Origin of the sequence: Azonexus hydrophilus (assembly GCF_001956855.1) — a bacterium.
Classification (GTDB): Bacteria; Pseudomonadota; Gammaproteobacteria; order Burkholderiales; family Rhodocyclaceae; genus Azonexus; species Azonexus hydrophilus_A.
Window position 1 is genome coordinate 59,818 of record NZ_MTHD01000002.1, and the last position, 15,951, is coordinate 75,768.

The following is a 15,951-nucleotide window of genomic DNA, read 5'->3' on the forward strand; positions in this document are numbered from 1 at the left end:
CTCCCGTCCATGGGAAAACTCTTTGCCTGTTTGTTGCTCTGTACTTGCCTTGCTGCGTGCGGCGAGTCGTGGAATGCACCGTATCCCGCCGGGGACGCCAGCCGTGACATTCTCTACACGGCCTTTACCGACCGTCCGAAGCATCTTGATCCGGCGCAGTCCTATACCGAAGATGAAGCCACCTTCACGGCCCAGATTTACGAGCCACCGCTGCAGTACCACTATCTCAAGCGGCCTTATGAACTGCTTCCGGCAACGGTCGACGCCCTGCCGCATCCGCGTTATTTCGCGGCGGACGGGCGCCAGCTGGCCGATGACTCGCCAGCCGAGAGCATTGCCGAGAGCGTCTACGAACTGACCCTGCGGCCGGGCATCCGTTATCAGCCGCATCCCGCCTTTGCCCTCGATGCGTACGGTCAACCGCTGTATCTGGGCAAAAATGCTGCCATCGGACGACAGCGCATTGCCGATTTTCCAGAAACTGGAACGCGCGAGCTGACCGCCGACGACTATATCTATCAGCTCAAGCGCCTGGCGCATCCGCGCCTGCACTCGCCGATTTACGGCATGATGGCCGAGAAGATCGTCGGTTTGAAAGAGCTTGGTGACAGCCTGCGCGGTGCTGCCAAGGAGGTGCCGGACGAGGGGTGGATCGATCTCGACCGCCATCCGCTTGCCGGCGTCGAACGCGTCGATGCCCGGACCTGGCGCATCCGCATCCGCGGCAAGTATCCGCAGTTCGCTTACTGGCTGGCGATGCCCTTCTTCGCGCCGGTGCCGCGCGAGGTTGACCGCTTCTTTGCCCAGCCGGGGATGCGCGAAAAGAACCTGACGCTCGACTGGTGGCCGGTCGGCACCGGTCCCTACATGCTGACCGAGAACGACCCGAACCGGCGCATGGTGCTGACCCGCAATCCGAATTTCCGTGGCGAGACCTATCCCTGCGAAGGTGAAGCCGGTGATGCCGAGGCCGGCCTGCTGGTCGACTGCGGCAAGCCGTTGCCGTTCATCGAGCAGGCGGTGTTCACCCGCGAGAAGGAAGCGATTCCGTACTGGAACAAGTTCCTGCAAGGCTACTACGACGCCTCTGGCATTTCTTCCGACAGCTTTGACCAGGCCGTACGCGTCAATGTTGGCGGTGACGTCGCCCTGTCCGACGAGATGCGCGACAAGGGCATCGAATTGTTGACCTCGGTGCGGACCTCGACCTTCTACATGGGCTTCAACATGCAGGACGGCGTCGTCGGCGGGCTGGCGGAGCGCCGCGCCAAGCTGCGCCAGGCGGTATCGATTGCGCTGGATCAGGAAGAGTTCATTTCGATCTTCCAGAACGGCCGCGGCATCGCCGCGCAGGGGCCGATTCCGCCCGGTATTTTCGGCTATGAAGAAGGCGAGGCCGGGATCAATCGCGTTGTTTACGACTGGATCGACGGCAAACCGGTACGCAAACCGGTCGAAGTGGCGCGGCAACTGCTCGCCGAGGCGGGTTATCCGAATGGGCGCGATGCGAAAACCGGCGAGCCGCTGGTGCTCAATCTCGATACCACCGCCGGTGGCATGGGCGACAAGTCGCGTCTCGACTGGCTGACACGTCAGTTTGCCAAGATCGATGTGCAACTGGTGGTCCGCACGACCGACTTCAACCGCTTTCAGGACAAGCTGCGCAAGGGTGCCTTCCAGCTTTTCTACCTTGGCTGGAACGCCGATTATCCCGATCCGGAGAATTTCCTGTTTCTGCTGCATGGGCCGGAAGGCCGGCTGCAAGGTGGCGCCAATTCGGCCAATTATGACAATCCGGAGTACGACCGGCTGTTCCTGCAGATGAAGCACATGGAGAACACGCGGGAGCGCCTGCGCATCGTCCGGCAGATGAACGACATCCTGCGCCACGATGCGCCCTGGGTCTTTGGCCTGCACCCCAAGAGCTACACGCTGACGCATCGCTGGTTGAAGAACCGCAAACCGAACGATGTTGGCAACAACACCCTGAAATACCAGCGGATCGACGCTGCCGAGCGGGCGCAGGCAAGGTCCGCGTGGAATGCCCCGGTGTTGTGGCCGGTGCTGGTCGGACTGGCGCTTGTCGTGCTGGCCGGCGTACCGGCCGTGCTCGGTTACCGGCGGCGGGAGCGGGCGGCGGTCAGCGGGGAGCGCTGATCGTCCGGCAGGCAGCCAGCGACCATGCGGCCAGGGCTTGCGGATGGTCCACGATGATGTCGGCACCCCATGCCTCAACAGGACCGCTGTCGCCAAAATAGCCCCAGCGCACGGCAGCTGTCCTGCATCCCGCGGCCCGCCCGGCAACGATATCGCGGCGGTCGTCGCCAACATAAACGCTGTGTGCAGGATCAACGCCCAGCAGTTCGCAGGCGTGCACTACCGGCAATGGCGACGGCTTGGCTTCGGCCGTCGTATCGCCACTGACCACGCAGGGTGTGCGCGGGGCGAGGTTGAGCAGGCGGACCAGCGGGTCGGTGAAGCGCATCCGCTTGTTGGTGACGATGCCCCAGCGCAATCCGGCAGCATCGAGGGTGTCGAGCAAGTCCGCGATGCCATCGAAAAGACGGCTGTCGACGCACAGTCGCGTTTCATAGATGTCGAGAAAACGCGCAGCCAGGCGTTCATAATCCGGATGCTGCGGTGTCATGCCGAAACCGGCACCGAGCATGCCGCGCACGCCTTGCGAGGTATAAGGGCGCAGGTGTGCGAACGATTGTTGCGGTCGACCTTCCTGTGCGAGCAAAAAATTGACGCTGGCCGCGAGATCCGGTGCGGTATCGGCCAGCGTGCCGTCGAGGTCGAATAGAACGGCCTCAAGCATTCCTGACGGCGCGCATCAGGTAATTGACGCTGGTGTCGCGGCCGAGGCTGTATTCCTTGGTGAGCGGGTTGTAACTCATGCCGATTACTTCGGCCGGCTCCAGATTGCCCATCTTGGCCCAGCGTGACAGTTCGGAAGGTTTGATGAACTTGGCGTAGTCATGCGTCCCCTTGGGCAGCATTTGCAGGACGTATTCCGCACCGATGATTGCGAACAGGTAGGACTTCGGATTGCGGTTCAGTGTCGAGAAAAACACCGTGCCACCGGGTTTGACCAGGCGGGCGCAAGCGGTGATCGTGCTGGAGGGATTCGGCACATGTTCCAGCATCTCCATGCAGGTCACGGCGTCGAAACTCCCCGGCATTTCGTCGGCCAACTCTTCGACCGCGATTTTCCGGTAATCGACCTTGTGTCCACTTTCCAGCAGATGCAGCCTGGCGACACCGAGCGGCTTCTCGGACAGATCGATGCCGGTCACTTCGGCACCGAGCGCTGCCATGCCTTCGGACAGCAACCCGCCACCGCAGCCGACGTCGAGGACGCGCTTGCCGCGCAGCGGTAAGGCGCTGTTGATCCAGCCCAGGCGCAGCGGATTGATCTCGTGCAGCGGCTTGAATTCGCTGTTGGGGTCCCACCAGCGGTGGGCAAGGTCACCAAATTTTGCCAGTTCGGCGGGGTCGGCGTTGATCATGGCTCGATTCGCAAGGTAGAAAAAGAAAAAGCCCTGCCGAGGCAGGGCTTTGCATTGTAGCAGCGGCAGATTACTTGGTGCCGATGACTTCGATGTCAACGCGACGATCCGGCTGCAGGCAGTCGATCAGGGCCTTGGTCTTGGCGTTGCCCTTGCAGGTGTCGCCGGTGACCGGCTGGGTTTCGCCCTTGCCTTCGGTGTAGACGCGGTTGGCTTCGATACCCTTGGCAACCAGGTATTCCTTGACCGCGGCAGCGCGCTTCTCGGACAGCTTCTGGTTGTAGGCGTTGCCACCGATACGGTCGGTGTGGCCAACGGCCAGGATCACTTCGAGCTTGATCGCGGCAGCCTTGGAGACCAGCTCGTCGAGCTTGGCCTTGCCTTCCGGACGCAGGACAGCCTTGTTGAAGTCGAACAGGGCGTCGGCAGCGACGGTGATCTTCTCACCGGTCGGCTTCGGACCGCCTACGGCAGCAGCCGGTGCCGGTGCAGCCTTGCCTTCGCAAGCAGCCTTCGGCAGCAGGTCCTTGTCGCACTCGCAACCGGCCTTGTCGGCGGCAGCGCCGGCCGGGGTCCAGTAACCGGTGCGCCAGCACAGGCCGAAGCCGCTCTTGGCGACGACGTCGCGCTGGTCGATGACATAAACACGTTCCTGGGCAACGGCCGAGAAGCCGATACCGGCAAGCAGAGCGATTGCCAGGGTCTTTTTGGCGATATTTTTGATCATAGTCTTCCCTCGTTGAAGAAATGGATGAATCCAGCGGCTTGTATCAGGCAGCATTCGAGCCAGTACAAACTTCCAGCTTATTCTGCCATAGCGCCGTACTGGCATCCAAGTGAAATTCGTTGCCTATCCGTAAAGTTTTGTGCTCCAGCACACATTTCCCGGCAATCCAGACGTCGCTGACCTGATCCCTGCCGGCAACGTGAATCAAATGCGACAGCGGGTCGAAGCAGGGCTGGCAGTCGGTGTCGCCGAGCGAGACGGCGCAAAGATCGGCGGATTTTCCCGGGGTGATCGAACCGGTGACATCATCCAGACCCAGCGCCCGGGCGCCGTTCAAGGTTGCCATGCGCAGCACTTCAAGGGCCGGCAGGGTGCTGGCATCGCCGCTGAGGCCCTTGGCCAGCAGGGCTGCCATGCGCATTTCCCAGAACATGTCGAGGCGGTTGTTGCTGGCGGCGCTGTCGGTGCCCAGGCCAATATTGACGCCGGCGCGCTGCATTTCGGTGATGCGGGCAAAGCCGCTGGCCAGTTTGAGGTTGGAACTCGGGCAGTGGGCAATGCTGCAACTGGCTGCGGCCAGTTGGGCAATTTCCGCATCGTTCAGGTGCACCGCGTGAACGCCGATGAAGGACGGACCGATCAAGCCGAGGTCCTGCAGGCGGGCCAGTGGTCGTCGGCCATGCTGCTTGATTGCGTCTTCGATCTCATTGCAGGTTTCGTGAATGTGGCAGTGAATCGGCAGGTTCAGTTGACCGGCCAGGGTGACGATGCGCTGGAAGCTCCGGTCGGAGACCGTGTACGGGGCGTGCGGGGCCAGGCAGAAGCTGAGCAGCGGATTGCCGCTGCAGGCTTCACGCGCCGCCAGCCCCTTGGCGATGTAGTCGTCGGCATCGCTGGCATAGTTGCCCGGGAACTCGAGCGTCGTGATGCCCAGTGCGGCGCGCATGCCGAATTCGCCGGCTGCCTGCGCCGCGGCCTGTGGGAAGAAATACATGTCGTTGAAGCAGGTAATCCCGCCGCGCAGCATTTCGGCACAGGCCAGTCGCGTTCCGTCGAGTACGAACTGATGCGAAACCAGCGCCGATTCTGCCGGCCAGATGTGCTTTTGCAGCCATTCCATCAGCGGGATGTCGTCAGCGATGCCGCGCATCAGCGACATCGCGGCATGGGTGTGCAGGTTGATCAGGCCGGGGATCAGGATGTGCTGGTCGAGCACGTGGCGCGCTGCTGGCGCATAGCGGTTGCGCGCCTCAGCCGTTGGCAGGATGGCGAGAATGCGGCCATCGTGAACGGCGACGGCGTGGTTTTTCAGGGTTTCGTCCTGGTCGACCGTGGCAATCCAGCGGGCTTCGATCAACAGGTCTATGGTTTCGGGTGTCGGTGTCATGGAAAAGGGCATCGGTTCGCCGTGGGTGGCGTGGTAAACTAGCAAATTACGCGTGCTTCAACCAAACAAAGCGCCAATAATTCGGCGCGGACTCAAGAGACATGGACCAATTCGCCAAAGAAACCCTGCCGATCAGCCTCGAAGACGAGATGCGGCGTTCCTATCTCGATTACGCGATGAGCGTGATCGTCGGCCGGGCTCTTCCTGATGCCCGTGACGGCCTGAAGCCAGTGCATCGCCGCGTGCTGTTCGCGATGCATGAGTTGAACAACGACTGGAACAAGGCTTACAAGAAGTCGGCCCGTATTGTCGGTGACGTCATCGGTAAATACCATCCACACGGCGATTCGGCAGTTTACGAAACCATCGTCCGCATGGCGCAGCATTTCTCGCTGCGTTACATGCTGGTCGATGGCCAGGGCAACTTCGGTTCGGTCGACGGCGACAGCGCAGCGGCGATGCGTTACACCGAAGTGCGCATGGCCAAGATCGGGCACCAGTTGCTTGAGGATCTGGACAAGGAAACTGTCGATTTCGGGCCGAACTATGACGGTTCGGAAAACGAGCCGCTGGTCATGCCGGCGCGCATTCCCAACCTGCTGATCAACGGTTCGTCCGGTATTGCCGTCGGCATGGCGACTAACATTCCGCCGCACAACCTCAATGAAGTCATTGCCGGTTGTCTGGCGATGCTGGAAAACCCGGCAATCTCCATTGATGACCTGATCGACCTGATCCCGGCGCCGGATTTCCCGACGGCGGCGCTGATCTACGGCGTGATGGGGGTGCGCGAGGGCTACAAGACCGGTCGCGGCCGCGTCGTCATGCGCGCCCGGACGCACTTCGAGGATATCGGCAAGGGCGATCGCCAGGCACTGATCGTCGACGAAATTCCCTACCAGGTGAACAAGAAGTCGCTGATCGAGAAGATCGCCGAACTGGTCAACGAGAAGAAGATCGAAGGCATCTCGGACATCCGCGACGAGTCGGACAAGTCCGGCATGCGCGTGGTCATCGAACTGAAGCGTGGCGAAGTCGGCGAAGTCATCCTCAACAATCTGTACAAGCAGACGCAACTGCAGGACACCTTCGGCATGAACATGGTGGCGCTGGTCGATGGCCAGCCGCGCCTGCTCAACCTGAAGCAGTTGATCGAGTGCTTCCTGTCGCATCGCCGTGAAGTGGTGACGCGGCGCACCGTGTTCGAACTGCGCAAGGCGCGCGAACGCGGTCATATCCTCGAAGGTCTGGCGGTCGCGCTGTCCAACGTCGATGAAATCATCACCCTGATCAAGGCCGCACCGACGCCGCCGGATGCCAAGCGCAGCCTGATGGAGCGCCAGTGGCGCAGCCCGGTGGTCGAGGAAATGCTGGTCCGTGCTTCGTCGGATGCCTCGCGTCCGGACGGTCTGGCGCCCGAATTCGGCCTGTCGGCGCAGGGCTATCGCCTGTCCGACGCGCAGGCCCAGGCCATTCTGGAACTGCGTCTGCAGCGCCTGACCGGTCTCGAACAAGACAAGATCGTCAGCGAGTACAAGGACGTCATGGCCAAGATCCTCGACCTGCTCGACATCCTGGCCAAGCCGGAACGGATCACCGCGATCATCGTCACCGAACTGACGGCGATCCGCGAGCAGTTCGGCGACGAGCGCCGCTCGGAAATCGTGCTGCACACGCAGGAACTCGGCATCGAGGATTTCATCACGCCGCAGGACATGGTCGTCACGCTGTCGCACGGCGGCTACGTCAAGGCCCAGCCGCTCGCCGACTACCGCGCCCAGCGCCGTGGCGGTCGCGGCAAGCAGGCGGCGGCGATCAAGGACGAGGATTTCGTCGATCACCTGTTCGTTGCCAACACCCACGATTACATCCTGTGCTTCTCGAACCGCGGCCGTTGCTACTGGCTGAAGGTCTACGAAGCGCCGCAGGGCAGCCGGACCAGTCGCGGCAAGCCGATCGTCAATCTCTTCCCGCTGGAAGAAGGCGAACGGATCAATGCCGTCTTGCCGGTCAAGGAATTCGTCGATGACAAGTTCATCTTCATGGCGACCCGCGACGGCACGGTCAAGAAGACGCCGCTGTCCGACTTCTCCAACCCGCGCAAGGCCGGCATTATTGCGGTCGACCTGCTTGATGACGATTATTTGATCGGCGTCGAACTGACCACCGGCCAGAGCGACATCGTGCTCGTCTCGAACGCCGGCAAGGCAGTCTGGTTCGATGAGGAAGACGTCCGTCCGATGGGCCGCGGTGCCCGCGGTGTGCGCGGCATGAAGCTGCAGCCGGGGCAGACGGTGATCTCGCTGCTGGTTGCCGAGGATGACCAGCAGACCGTGCTGGTGGCGACCGAAAACGGTTTTGGCAAGCGCACCGTGCTCGCCGATTTCCGCCACTCCGGTCGCGGCACCCAGGGCGTCAAGGCGATTGCCGATTCCGAGCGCAACGGCGTCGTGGTTGGTGCCAAGCTGGTCGGCGATGACGACGAGGTGATGCTGATCACCACTGGCGGTGTGCTGATCCGTACCCGTGTCTCGGAAATCCGTGGCATGGGCCGGGCGACTCAGGGCGTGACGCTGATTTCGCTCGACGAAGGAGAAAAACTCGCCGGCCTGGAGAAGGTTGCCGAATCGGTGGTCGAAGTTGATACCGAGGTCGAAGGCGAAGTTGAAGGCGAAGTGGTGGCCGATGCTGCAGGCGAAACGCCGGCGCCGGAGGCTGGCAACGAAGGTGGTGACAACGAGGGAGGCGAGGCCTGATGACCCGTATCTGGAACTTCAGCGCCGGCCCGGCTGCGCTTCCCGAAGAAGTCCTCAAGCAGGCGCAGGAAGAACTGCTCGACTGGCAGGGCGCCGGCTGCAGCGTCATGGAAATGAGCCATCGCGGCAAGGAATTCATGTCCATCCTGGCCCAGGCCGAAGCCGACCTGCGCGAGCTGATGGGCATTCCCGAGCAGTACCGGGTGCTGTTCCTGCAGGGCGGGGCGACGCAGCAGTTCGCGCAGATTCCGATGAACCTGCTGGCAGGCCGTTCGGCCGACTACATCGTCACCGGTTCGTGGTCGAAGAAGGCCTACAAGGAAGCGCAGCGTATCGGTACGGTGCGTTGTGCCGCCAGCACCGAGGAAAGCGGCTTCACACGCTTGCCGACAGCCGAGGAAATCAAGCTCGACCCGTTTGCCGCCTACCTGCACGTATGCACCAACGAAACCATCCACGGTGTCGAGATTCCCGCCCAGCGCATCGCCGATACCGGTGTGCCGCTGGTTGCCGACATGTCGTCGCATATCCTGTCGCGGCCGGTGCCGGTCGAGAAGTTCGGGGTGATTTACGCCGGGGCGCAGAAGAACATCGGCCCGTCCGGCGTCACGCTGGTGATCATCCATCGTGATCTGCTCGGCATGGCGCCGCTCAACATCCCGACGGTGATGGATTACGCGGTGATGGCCGAGAACGGCTCGATGCTCAATACGCCACCGACCTACGGCATCTACATCGCCGGGCTGGTTTTCCAGTGGTTGAAGCGGCAGGGCGGGCTGGCCGGCATTGATGCGGTCAACGCCGAAAAAGCGCGGATTTTGTACGAATGCATCGACAACTCCGGCGGTTTCTACACCAATCCGGTCGATCCCGATTGCCGCTCGCGGATGAACGTGCCTTTCGTCCTCGCCGATGGCGGACTGGATGCGGCTTTCCTCGCCGACGCCAAGGCTGCCGGCATGCTCGGCCTGAAGGGCCACAAGTCGGTCGGCGGCATGCGCGCGTCGATCTACAACGCCGTATCGCTTGACGCAGTTCAGGCGCTGGTCGGTTTCATGAATGATTTCGCCAAGAGGAACGGTTGACCGCATGAGCGACGATCTCTCCAAAGCCCTGGCCGGCGTGCGTGCCGATATCGACCGCATCGACGGTGACATCCTGCGCCTGTTGAACGAACGTGCCCGTTGCGCGCAGCGGGTCGGCGAGATCAAGGCCGAATTCGGCGACGCCGGGTTCATCTACCGGCCGGAACGCGAGGCGCAGGTCTTGCGCCGGTTGCAGGAAGCCAATCCCGGGCCGTTGCCGGGCGAGAACATCACTTTCTTCTTCCGCGAGGTGATGTCAGCCTGTCTGTCGCTCGAACAGCCGCTGGGCGTTGCCTTTCTCGGGCCGCTCGGCACCTTCTCGGAATCGGCGGCGACCAAGCATTTCGGCCACGCCGGTCGTTTGCTGCCGCAGTCGTCGATCGACGACGTGTTCCGCGAGGTCGAATCGGGCCACGCGCATTACGCGGTCGTGCCGGTCGAGAATTCGACGGAAGGCGCGGTCGGCCGGACGATGGATCTGCTGTTGTCCACGCCGCTGCGCATCTGTGGCGAAGTCGTGCTGCGCATCCACCAGAACCTGCTGACCCGGGAAACCGATCTCAACGCCATCACCCGTGTCTACTCGCATGCCCAGTCGCTGGCGCAGTGTCACGAATGGCTCAACCGCGTGCTGCCGAACGCCCAGCGCATTTCGGTCGGCAGCAACGCCCAGGCCGCGCAGCTGGCTGCCAGCGAAGCGGGAAGCGCGGCGATCGCCGGCGAGGCTGCAGCGGCCCGTTACGATTTGCCGAAACTGGCCGAGAACATCGAGGATGAGCCGAACAACACGACGCGTTTCCTGGTGCTCGGCAAGCACGATGCCGGTCCTTCCGGTCGCGACAAGACCTCGCTGATCATGTCGGCGCCGAATCGCACCGGCGCGCTGCATGAACTGCTGCTGCCGCTGTCCACGGCCGGTGTCTCGATGTGTCGTCTGGAATCGCGACCGGCCCGCAATGCCTTGTGGGAATACGTTTTCTACGTCGATATCGAGGGGCATCGTGATGATCCGGCGGTCAAGGCCGCGCTGGAAAAGCTGTCCGGCTATGCCGCTTATCTGAAAATTCTCGGGTCCTACCCGATCGCTGTTTATTGAGAATCCGTCATGAGTCTTGTCGAACAGGCGTTGTCTTGCGTCCGTGCAATTTCACCTTACCAGCCGGGCAAACCGATCACTGAACTGGCCCGCGAAATGGGCATCCCGGTCGAGCGCATCGTCAAGCTGGCGTCCAACGAAAATCCGCTGGGCATGAGTCCGAAAGCCAGGCTGGCCGTTGCCACAGCGATCGGCGGGGTCGAGCGCTATCCCGATCAGTTTGAATTGATCGCCAAGGTGGCTGCGCGTTGCGCTGTCGCCAGCAATCAGGTGGTGCTCGGCAACGGTTCCAACGACGTCCTCGACATGATCGCCCGTGTCTTCCTGGCGGCCGGTCGCTCGGCGATCTTCGCCCAGCACGCCTTTGCCGTTTATCCGCTGGCGACGCAGTCGACCGGCGCCGAACTGATCTGCGTGCCGGCCAAGGATTTCGGTCACGACCTCGACGCGATGCTGGCCGCGATCCGCCCGGATACGCGCATTGTCTGGATCGCCAATCCGAACAATCCGACCGGCAATTTCCTGCCCTACGCCGAGGTGCGTGCCTTTTTGCAGCGCGTGCCGACGGATGTCGTCGTCGTCCTTGACGAGGCCTACAACGAATACATCCCGCCCGAAGCGCGGGTCGATACCGCGGCGTGGATCAGCGAATTCCCGAATCTGGTGGTCTGCCGCACGTTGTCGAAGATTTATGGCCTGGCCGGGCTGCGCATCGGTTACGCGCTGGCGTCGCCGGTCGTCGCCGACCTGATGAATCGCGTCCGCCAGCCGTTCAACGTCAACAACCTGGCGCTGGCCGGCGCGCTGGCGGCACTCGACGACGATGAATTCCTGCAGGCCAGCTACGACCTGAATCGCCGCGGCATGGCGCAGCTCGTCGCGGCGCTGGAAAAACTCGGCCTGACCTACATTCCGTCCTACGGCAACTTCGTCACCTTCAAGGCCGGCGATGGCGCGGCGGTGAATCAGAAACTGCTGCAGCAGGGCGTCATCGTCCGCCCGATCGGCGGTTACGGCATGCCCGAGTGGCTGCGCGTGACCATCGGCACCGAGGCCGAGAACGCCCGCTTCATCGAAGCGCTGGAAAAGGCCCTGTAAATGGACGCCGGCCAGCCCGAGTTCGGCAAGATCGTCGTCTTCGGTACCGGCCTGATCGGTGGCTCGTTCGCGCTCGCCCTGAAAGCGGCCGGCGCGGTCGAGGAGGTCGTTGGTTTTGGCCGCACGCCGTCTACGTTGCGGGTGGCACAGGAACTTGGCGTCATCGACCGGGCCGGGATCAACCCGGCGCACGAGATCGGCGACGCCGACATCGTGCTGGTGGCGACGCCGGTGGCGCAGATGCCGGAAATCTTTGCCCGCATCGCGCCTTATCTCGGGCCGAATACCATCGTCACCGACGGTGGCTCGACCAAGGGCGACGTCGTCGCCGCAGCGCGGGCGGCGTTTCGCGGCCATATCGGCAAGTTCGTGCCGGCGCACCCGATCGCCGGCGCCGAGAACAGCGGCCCGTCGGCGGCGCGCCGCGATCTGTACCAGGGCAAGAAGGTCGTCGTCACGCCGCTGCCGGAGAACAACGACGAGCGGCTCGATCACGTCAAGCGCGCCTGGGCGCTGTGCGGCGCCGACATTTACGAGCTGACGCCGGAAATGCACGACCGTGTCTTCGCTGCCGTCAGCCACCTGCCGCATCTGCTGTCCTTCGCGCTGGTCCATGACCTGGCCGTCCGCCCGGATGCCGACCTGTTCTTCACCTTCGCCGCTTCCGGTTTCCGCGATTTCACCCGGATCGCAGCCAGTCATCCGGAAATGTGGCGGGACATCTGCCTTGCCAACCGCGCCGCGCTGCTCGGTGAACTCGACAGCTATCGCAGCCAGCTCGATGAACTGCGCGAGGTGCTCGATCAGGCTGACGGCGAACGTCTCGAAGACATCTTCGGCATCGCCCGCCAGGCGCGCCGGGAGTGGGGCAGCAGTTGATCGCCGGCCGGCTGCGCGCGCTGCTCTGCGGACTGGCGTTGCTGCTGTCGGCCTTGCCACTGCGCGCCGCGCCGCCGGACCTCCTGCTGGCCAACGTCTATCGCGACGGAATCGAACTCAACCAATACTTGGTCAGCGAAAAGCTCGACGGCGTGCGCGCCGTCTGGGACGGCGAAACGCTGCGTTTTCGCAGCGGTCATCCGGTCAACGCACCGCGCTGGTTTGTCGATGCCTTGCCGAAGTTGGCGCTGGATGGCGAACTGTGGATCGGCCGCGGTCAGTTCGACCGCACTTCCGGCATCGTCCGCCGCGATTTTCCCGATGACGCCGAATGGCGCCAGATCCGCTACATGATCTTCGAACTGCCCGGCGCGCCGGGCAGTTTTGCCGAACGGGCGGTGCGCATCCGCGAGATCGTCACCGCCGCCGGTCTGCCGTGGCTGGCTGAAATTCCACAGATTCTCGCGGTCGACCGCAATAAATTGCAAAAAATGCTCGCCGATACGGTCAAGGCCGGCGGTGAAGGGCTGATGCTGCATCGCGCCGATGCGCCATACGAAACCGGGCGCAGCGATACGCTGCTCAAGCTGAAACCCTGGCTCGATGCCGAAGCGCTGGTCGTCGCCCATCTGCCCGGCAAAGGCAAATACACCGGGCAGATGGGCGCGCTGCGCGTGCGTTTGCCCGATGGTCGCGAGTTTCGCCTGGGTACCGGTTTTACCGACGCACAGCGCCGCAATCCGCCACCGGTCGGCAGCACCGTCACCTATCGCTATCGCGAACTGACGCCAAACGGCTTGCCGCGATTCGCCAGTTTCCTGCGTATTCGTCAGGAATGATGCCGGCTTGCGATAAAATGTGCGCCTTTCGACATTCTGGTGTTCCGGCATGATCCTCGTCACCGGCGGTGCCGGCTTCATCGGCAGCAATTTCGTTCTCGACTGGCTGGCCCAAGGCAATGAGCCGGTCATCAATCTCGATGCCTTGACCTACGCTGGCAACCGGGAAAACCTTGCTGCGGTCGACGGCGATCCGCGGCACATTTTCGTTCACGGCGACATCGGTGATTTCGAACTTGTTTCCCGTCTGCTGGCCGAACACCAGCCGCGTGCCGTCATCAATTTTGCTGCCGAATCGCATGTCGACCGCAGCATTCACGGCCCGGAAGATTTCATCCAGACCAACATCGTCGGCACCTTCCGGCTGCTCGAAGCGGTGCGCGCCTGGTACGGTCAACTGGCACCGGAAGCAAAAAATGCCTTCCGCCTCCTGCACGTATCGACCGATGAAGTCTATGGCTCGCTCGCCAAGGACGACCCGGCCTTCAACGAGAACAACCGCTACGAGCCGAACAGCCCGTACTCGGCAAGCAAGGCGGCATCCGACCACCTGGTGCGCGCCTACCACCACACCTACGGGCTGCCGGTGCTGACCACCAACTGTTCCAACAACTACGGGCCTTACCATTTCCCGGAAAAGCTGATCCCGCTGGTCATCCACAACGCGCTCGCCGGAAAGCCGCTGCCGATCTACGGCGACGGCCAGCAGATCCGCGACTGGCTGTACGTCAAGGATCACTGCAGCGCCATCCGCCGTGTGCTCGAAGGCGGCAAGCTCGGCGAGGTATACAACGTCGGCGGCTGGAACGAGAAGGCCAATCTCGACGTCGTGCACACGTTGTGCGCCATCCTTGATGAACTCAGCCCGCGCGCCGACGGCCAGTCGTACCGGACGCAGATCACCTTCGTCACCGACCGTCCGGGGCACGACCGCCGTTACGCCATCGATGCGACGAAACTCGAACGCGAGCTCGGCTGGAAGCCGGCCGAAACCTTCGAAACCGGCATCCGCAAGACGGTGCAGTGGTATCTGGACAACCAGGCCTGGGTCAATAACGTCACCAGCGGCGCCTATCGCGACTGGCTGGGCAAGCAATATGGGGCAAACGCATGAACCAGCAAAAAACTCAGCGCAAGGGCATCATTCTCGCCGGCGGTTCCGGCACCCGGCTGTACCCGGTAACGCTGGCGGTCTCCAAGCAACTGCTGCCGATCCACGACAAGCCGATGATCTATTACCCGCTGAGCACCCTGATGCTGGCGGGCATCCGGGAAATCCTGATCATCTCGACGCCGCAGGACACGCCGCGCTTCCAGCAACTGCTTGGCGACGGCAGCCAGTGGGGACTGTCGCTGCAATATGCGGTGCAGCCGAGTCCGGATGGCCTGGCCCAGGCTTTCATCATCGGTCGCGATTTCATCGCTGGTGGTGATTCGGCCCTGGTGCTCGGCGACAACATCTTCTACGGCCATGAATTTGCCAATGACCTTGCTGCGGCTGATGCACAGACTGCCGGCGCAACGGTCTTCGCCTACCATGTCCATGATCCCGAGCGCTACGGTGTCGTCGAGTTCGATCGCGCGGGCAGGGCGGTCAGCCTTGAGGAAAAGCCGCTCGTGCCGAAATCCAGTTACGCGGTCACCGGCCTCTATTTCTACGACAACCAGGTCCTCGACATGGCCCGTGAACTGAAGCCGTCGCCGCGCGGGGAACTCGAGATCACCGACATCAATCGCCTTTACCACGAGCGCGACCAACTCAACGTCCAGGTCATGGGCCGCGGTCATGCCTGGCTCGATACCGGCACCCACGAAAGCCTGCTCGACGCCAGCCAGTTCATCGCCACGATCGAGAAACGCCAGGGTCTGAAAGTGGCCTGTCCGGAGGAAATCGCCTTCCGTAAAGGCTGGGTCGATGCGGCACAACTGGAAAAGCTGGCGCAGCCGATGCTGAAAAACCCTTACGGCCAGTATTTGGCCGGACTGCTCAAGGAACGGGTGTTCTGATGAAAGTCACGCAGACAAAGCTGGCCGGGGTGCTGGTCATCGAACCGCGGGTTTTTGGCGACGAGCGCGGTTTTTTCTTCGAGAGCTTCAATCAACGTGCTTTTGACGAGGCGGCTGGCGCCCATGTCGATTTCGTCCAGGACAACCACTCGAAAAGCAGCCGCAACGTACTGCGCGGCCTGCATTACCAGTTGCCGCCGAAAGCCCAGGGCAAACTGGTGCGTGTCGTTCAGGGCGAGGTTTTCGATGTTGCGGTCGACCTGCGCAAAAATTCAAAAACCTTTGGCCAGTGGGTGGGTGAAACCCTCTCTGCCGAAAACAAGAAACAGTTGTGGATTCCGGCAGGATTCGCGCATGGCTTCCTGACCCTGAGCGAAACGGCCGAGTTCCTGTACAAGACCACAGACTACTACTCGCCCGAGCATGAGCGGTGCATTCGCTGGGATGATCCGGAGTTGGCGATTCAGTGGCCGCTGCTGCACTCTCCCACGATCTCAGATAAGGATAAGAGCGGCACCAGCTTCGCCGAGTACGATCCGGTATAAGCATGTGTACTGGGGTTTTT

Annotated in this window: 14 protein-coding genes; 10 read left to right on the plus strand and 4 right to left on the minus strand. The window is 62.3% G+C overall.

Going from position 1 to position 15,951, the window contains the following annotated elements:
* Positions 1-9: 9 nt before the first annotated feature.
* Positions 10-2,157: an ABC transporter substrate-binding protein gene (locus BJN45_RS04770; RefSeq protein ID WP_076092683.1), complete on the plus strand. Its 2,148-nt coding sequence runs from the start codon at positions 10-12 to the stop codon at positions 2,155-2,157.
* Here the strand turns inward: BJN45_RS04770 and gph are convergent.
* The 4 genes from gph to BJN45_RS04790 all read right to left on the minus strand — a co-directional run bounded on the left by gph (position 2,141) and on the right by BJN45_RS04790 (position 5,638).
* Positions 2,141-2,821 carry a phosphoglycolate phosphatase gene (gene gph, locus BJN45_RS04775; RefSeq protein ID WP_076092685.1) on the minus strand — a complete coding sequence of 227 codons (681 nt, stop codon included), beginning with the start codon at positions 2,819-2,821 and terminating at the stop codon, positions 2,141-2,143. The genes BJN45_RS04770 and gph overlap by 17 nt on opposite strands.
* Positions 2,814-3,512 carry a bifunctional 2-polyprenyl-6-hydroxyphenol methylase/3-demethylubiquinol 3-O-methyltransferase UbiG gene (ubiG, locus tag BJN45_RS04780; RefSeq protein WP_076092687.1) on the minus strand — a complete coding sequence of 233 codons (699 nt, stop codon included), beginning with the start codon at positions 3,510-3,512 and terminating at the stop codon, positions 2,814-2,816. Before ubiG ends, gph begins: the two co-directional genes overlap by 8 nt.
* A gap of 70 nt (positions 3,513-3,582) precedes the next feature.
* Complete coding sequence (locus BJN45_RS04785; protein WP_076092689.1) at positions 3,583-4,239, minus strand: OmpA family protein; 657 nt, start codon at positions 4,237-4,239, stop codon at positions 3,583-3,585.
* Positions 4,240-4,282: 43 nt separating this feature from the next.
* Complete coding sequence (locus BJN45_RS04790; protein ID WP_240494493.1) at positions 4,283-5,638, minus strand: TRZ/ATZ family hydrolase; 1,356 nt, start codon at positions 5,636-5,638, stop codon at positions 4,283-4,285.
* Positions 5,639-5,727: 89 nt separating this feature from the next.
* Between BJN45_RS04790 and gyrA the strand changes: the two genes are divergently transcribed.
* Genes gyrA through rfbC form a run of 9 tightly spaced genes read left to right on the plus strand, consistent with a single transcriptional unit; the run spans position 5,728 to position 15,931 of the window.
* A complete protein-coding gene (gene gyrA, locus BJN45_RS04795; protein WP_076092691.1) occupies positions 5,728-8,382 on the plus strand; it encodes a DNA gyrase subunit A in 2,655 nt (884 codons plus the stop codon).
* Positions 8,382-9,467, plus strand: a complete 1,086-nt coding sequence (gene serC, locus BJN45_RS04800) for a 3-phosphoserine/phosphohydroxythreonine transaminase (RefSeq protein WP_076092693.1) — start codon at positions 8,382-8,384, stop codon at positions 9,465-9,467. The genes gyrA and serC overlap by 1 nt, the downstream gene beginning before the upstream one ends.
* 4 nt (positions 9,468-9,471) lie before the next feature.
* A complete protein-coding gene (gene pheA, locus BJN45_RS04805) occupies positions 9,472-10,563 on the plus strand; it encodes a prephenate dehydratase (protein WP_076092695.1) in 1,092 nt (363 codons plus the stop codon).
* A 9-nt stretch (positions 10,564-10,572) separates the two neighbouring features.
* Positions 10,573-11,661 (plus strand): histidinol-phosphate transaminase, encoded by a 1,089-nt coding sequence (gene hisC / locus BJN45_RS04810; protein WP_076092697.1) that lies wholly within the window; start codon positions 10,573-10,575, stop codon positions 11,659-11,661.
* Positions 11,662-12,540, plus strand: coding sequence for a prephenate dehydrogenase (locus BJN45_RS04815; RefSeq protein WP_076092699.1), 879 nt, complete (start codon positions 11,662-11,664; stop codon positions 12,538-12,540).
* Positions 12,525-13,379 carry a DNA ligase gene (locus tag BJN45_RS04820; RefSeq protein ID WP_240494494.1) on the plus strand — a complete coding sequence of 285 codons (855 nt, stop codon included), beginning with the start codon at positions 12,525-12,527 and terminating at the stop codon, positions 13,377-13,379. The genes BJN45_RS04815 and BJN45_RS04820 overlap by 16 nt, the downstream gene beginning before the upstream one ends.
* Positions 13,380-13,428: 49 nt before the next feature.
* Positions 13,429-14,493: a dTDP-glucose 4,6-dehydratase gene (rfbB, locus tag BJN45_RS04825; protein WP_076092701.1), complete on the plus strand. Its 1,065-nt coding sequence runs from the start codon at positions 13,429-13,431 to the stop codon at positions 14,491-14,493.
* Positions 14,490-15,386, plus strand: coding sequence for a glucose-1-phosphate thymidylyltransferase RfbA (gene rfbA, locus BJN45_RS04830; protein WP_076092703.1), 897 nt, complete (start codon positions 14,490-14,492; stop codon positions 15,384-15,386). Before rfbB ends, rfbA begins: the two co-directional genes overlap by 4 nt.
* The gene (gene rfbC, locus BJN45_RS04835) at positions 15,386-15,931 is read left to right on the plus strand and encodes a dTDP-4-dehydrorhamnose 3,5-epimerase (protein WP_076092705.1); all 546 of its coding nucleotides are present in this window, start codon (positions 15,386-15,388) and stop codon (positions 15,929-15,931) included. The genes rfbA and rfbC overlap by 1 nt, the downstream gene beginning before the upstream one ends.
* The last annotated feature ends 20 nt before the right edge of the window (positions 15,932-15,951 follow it).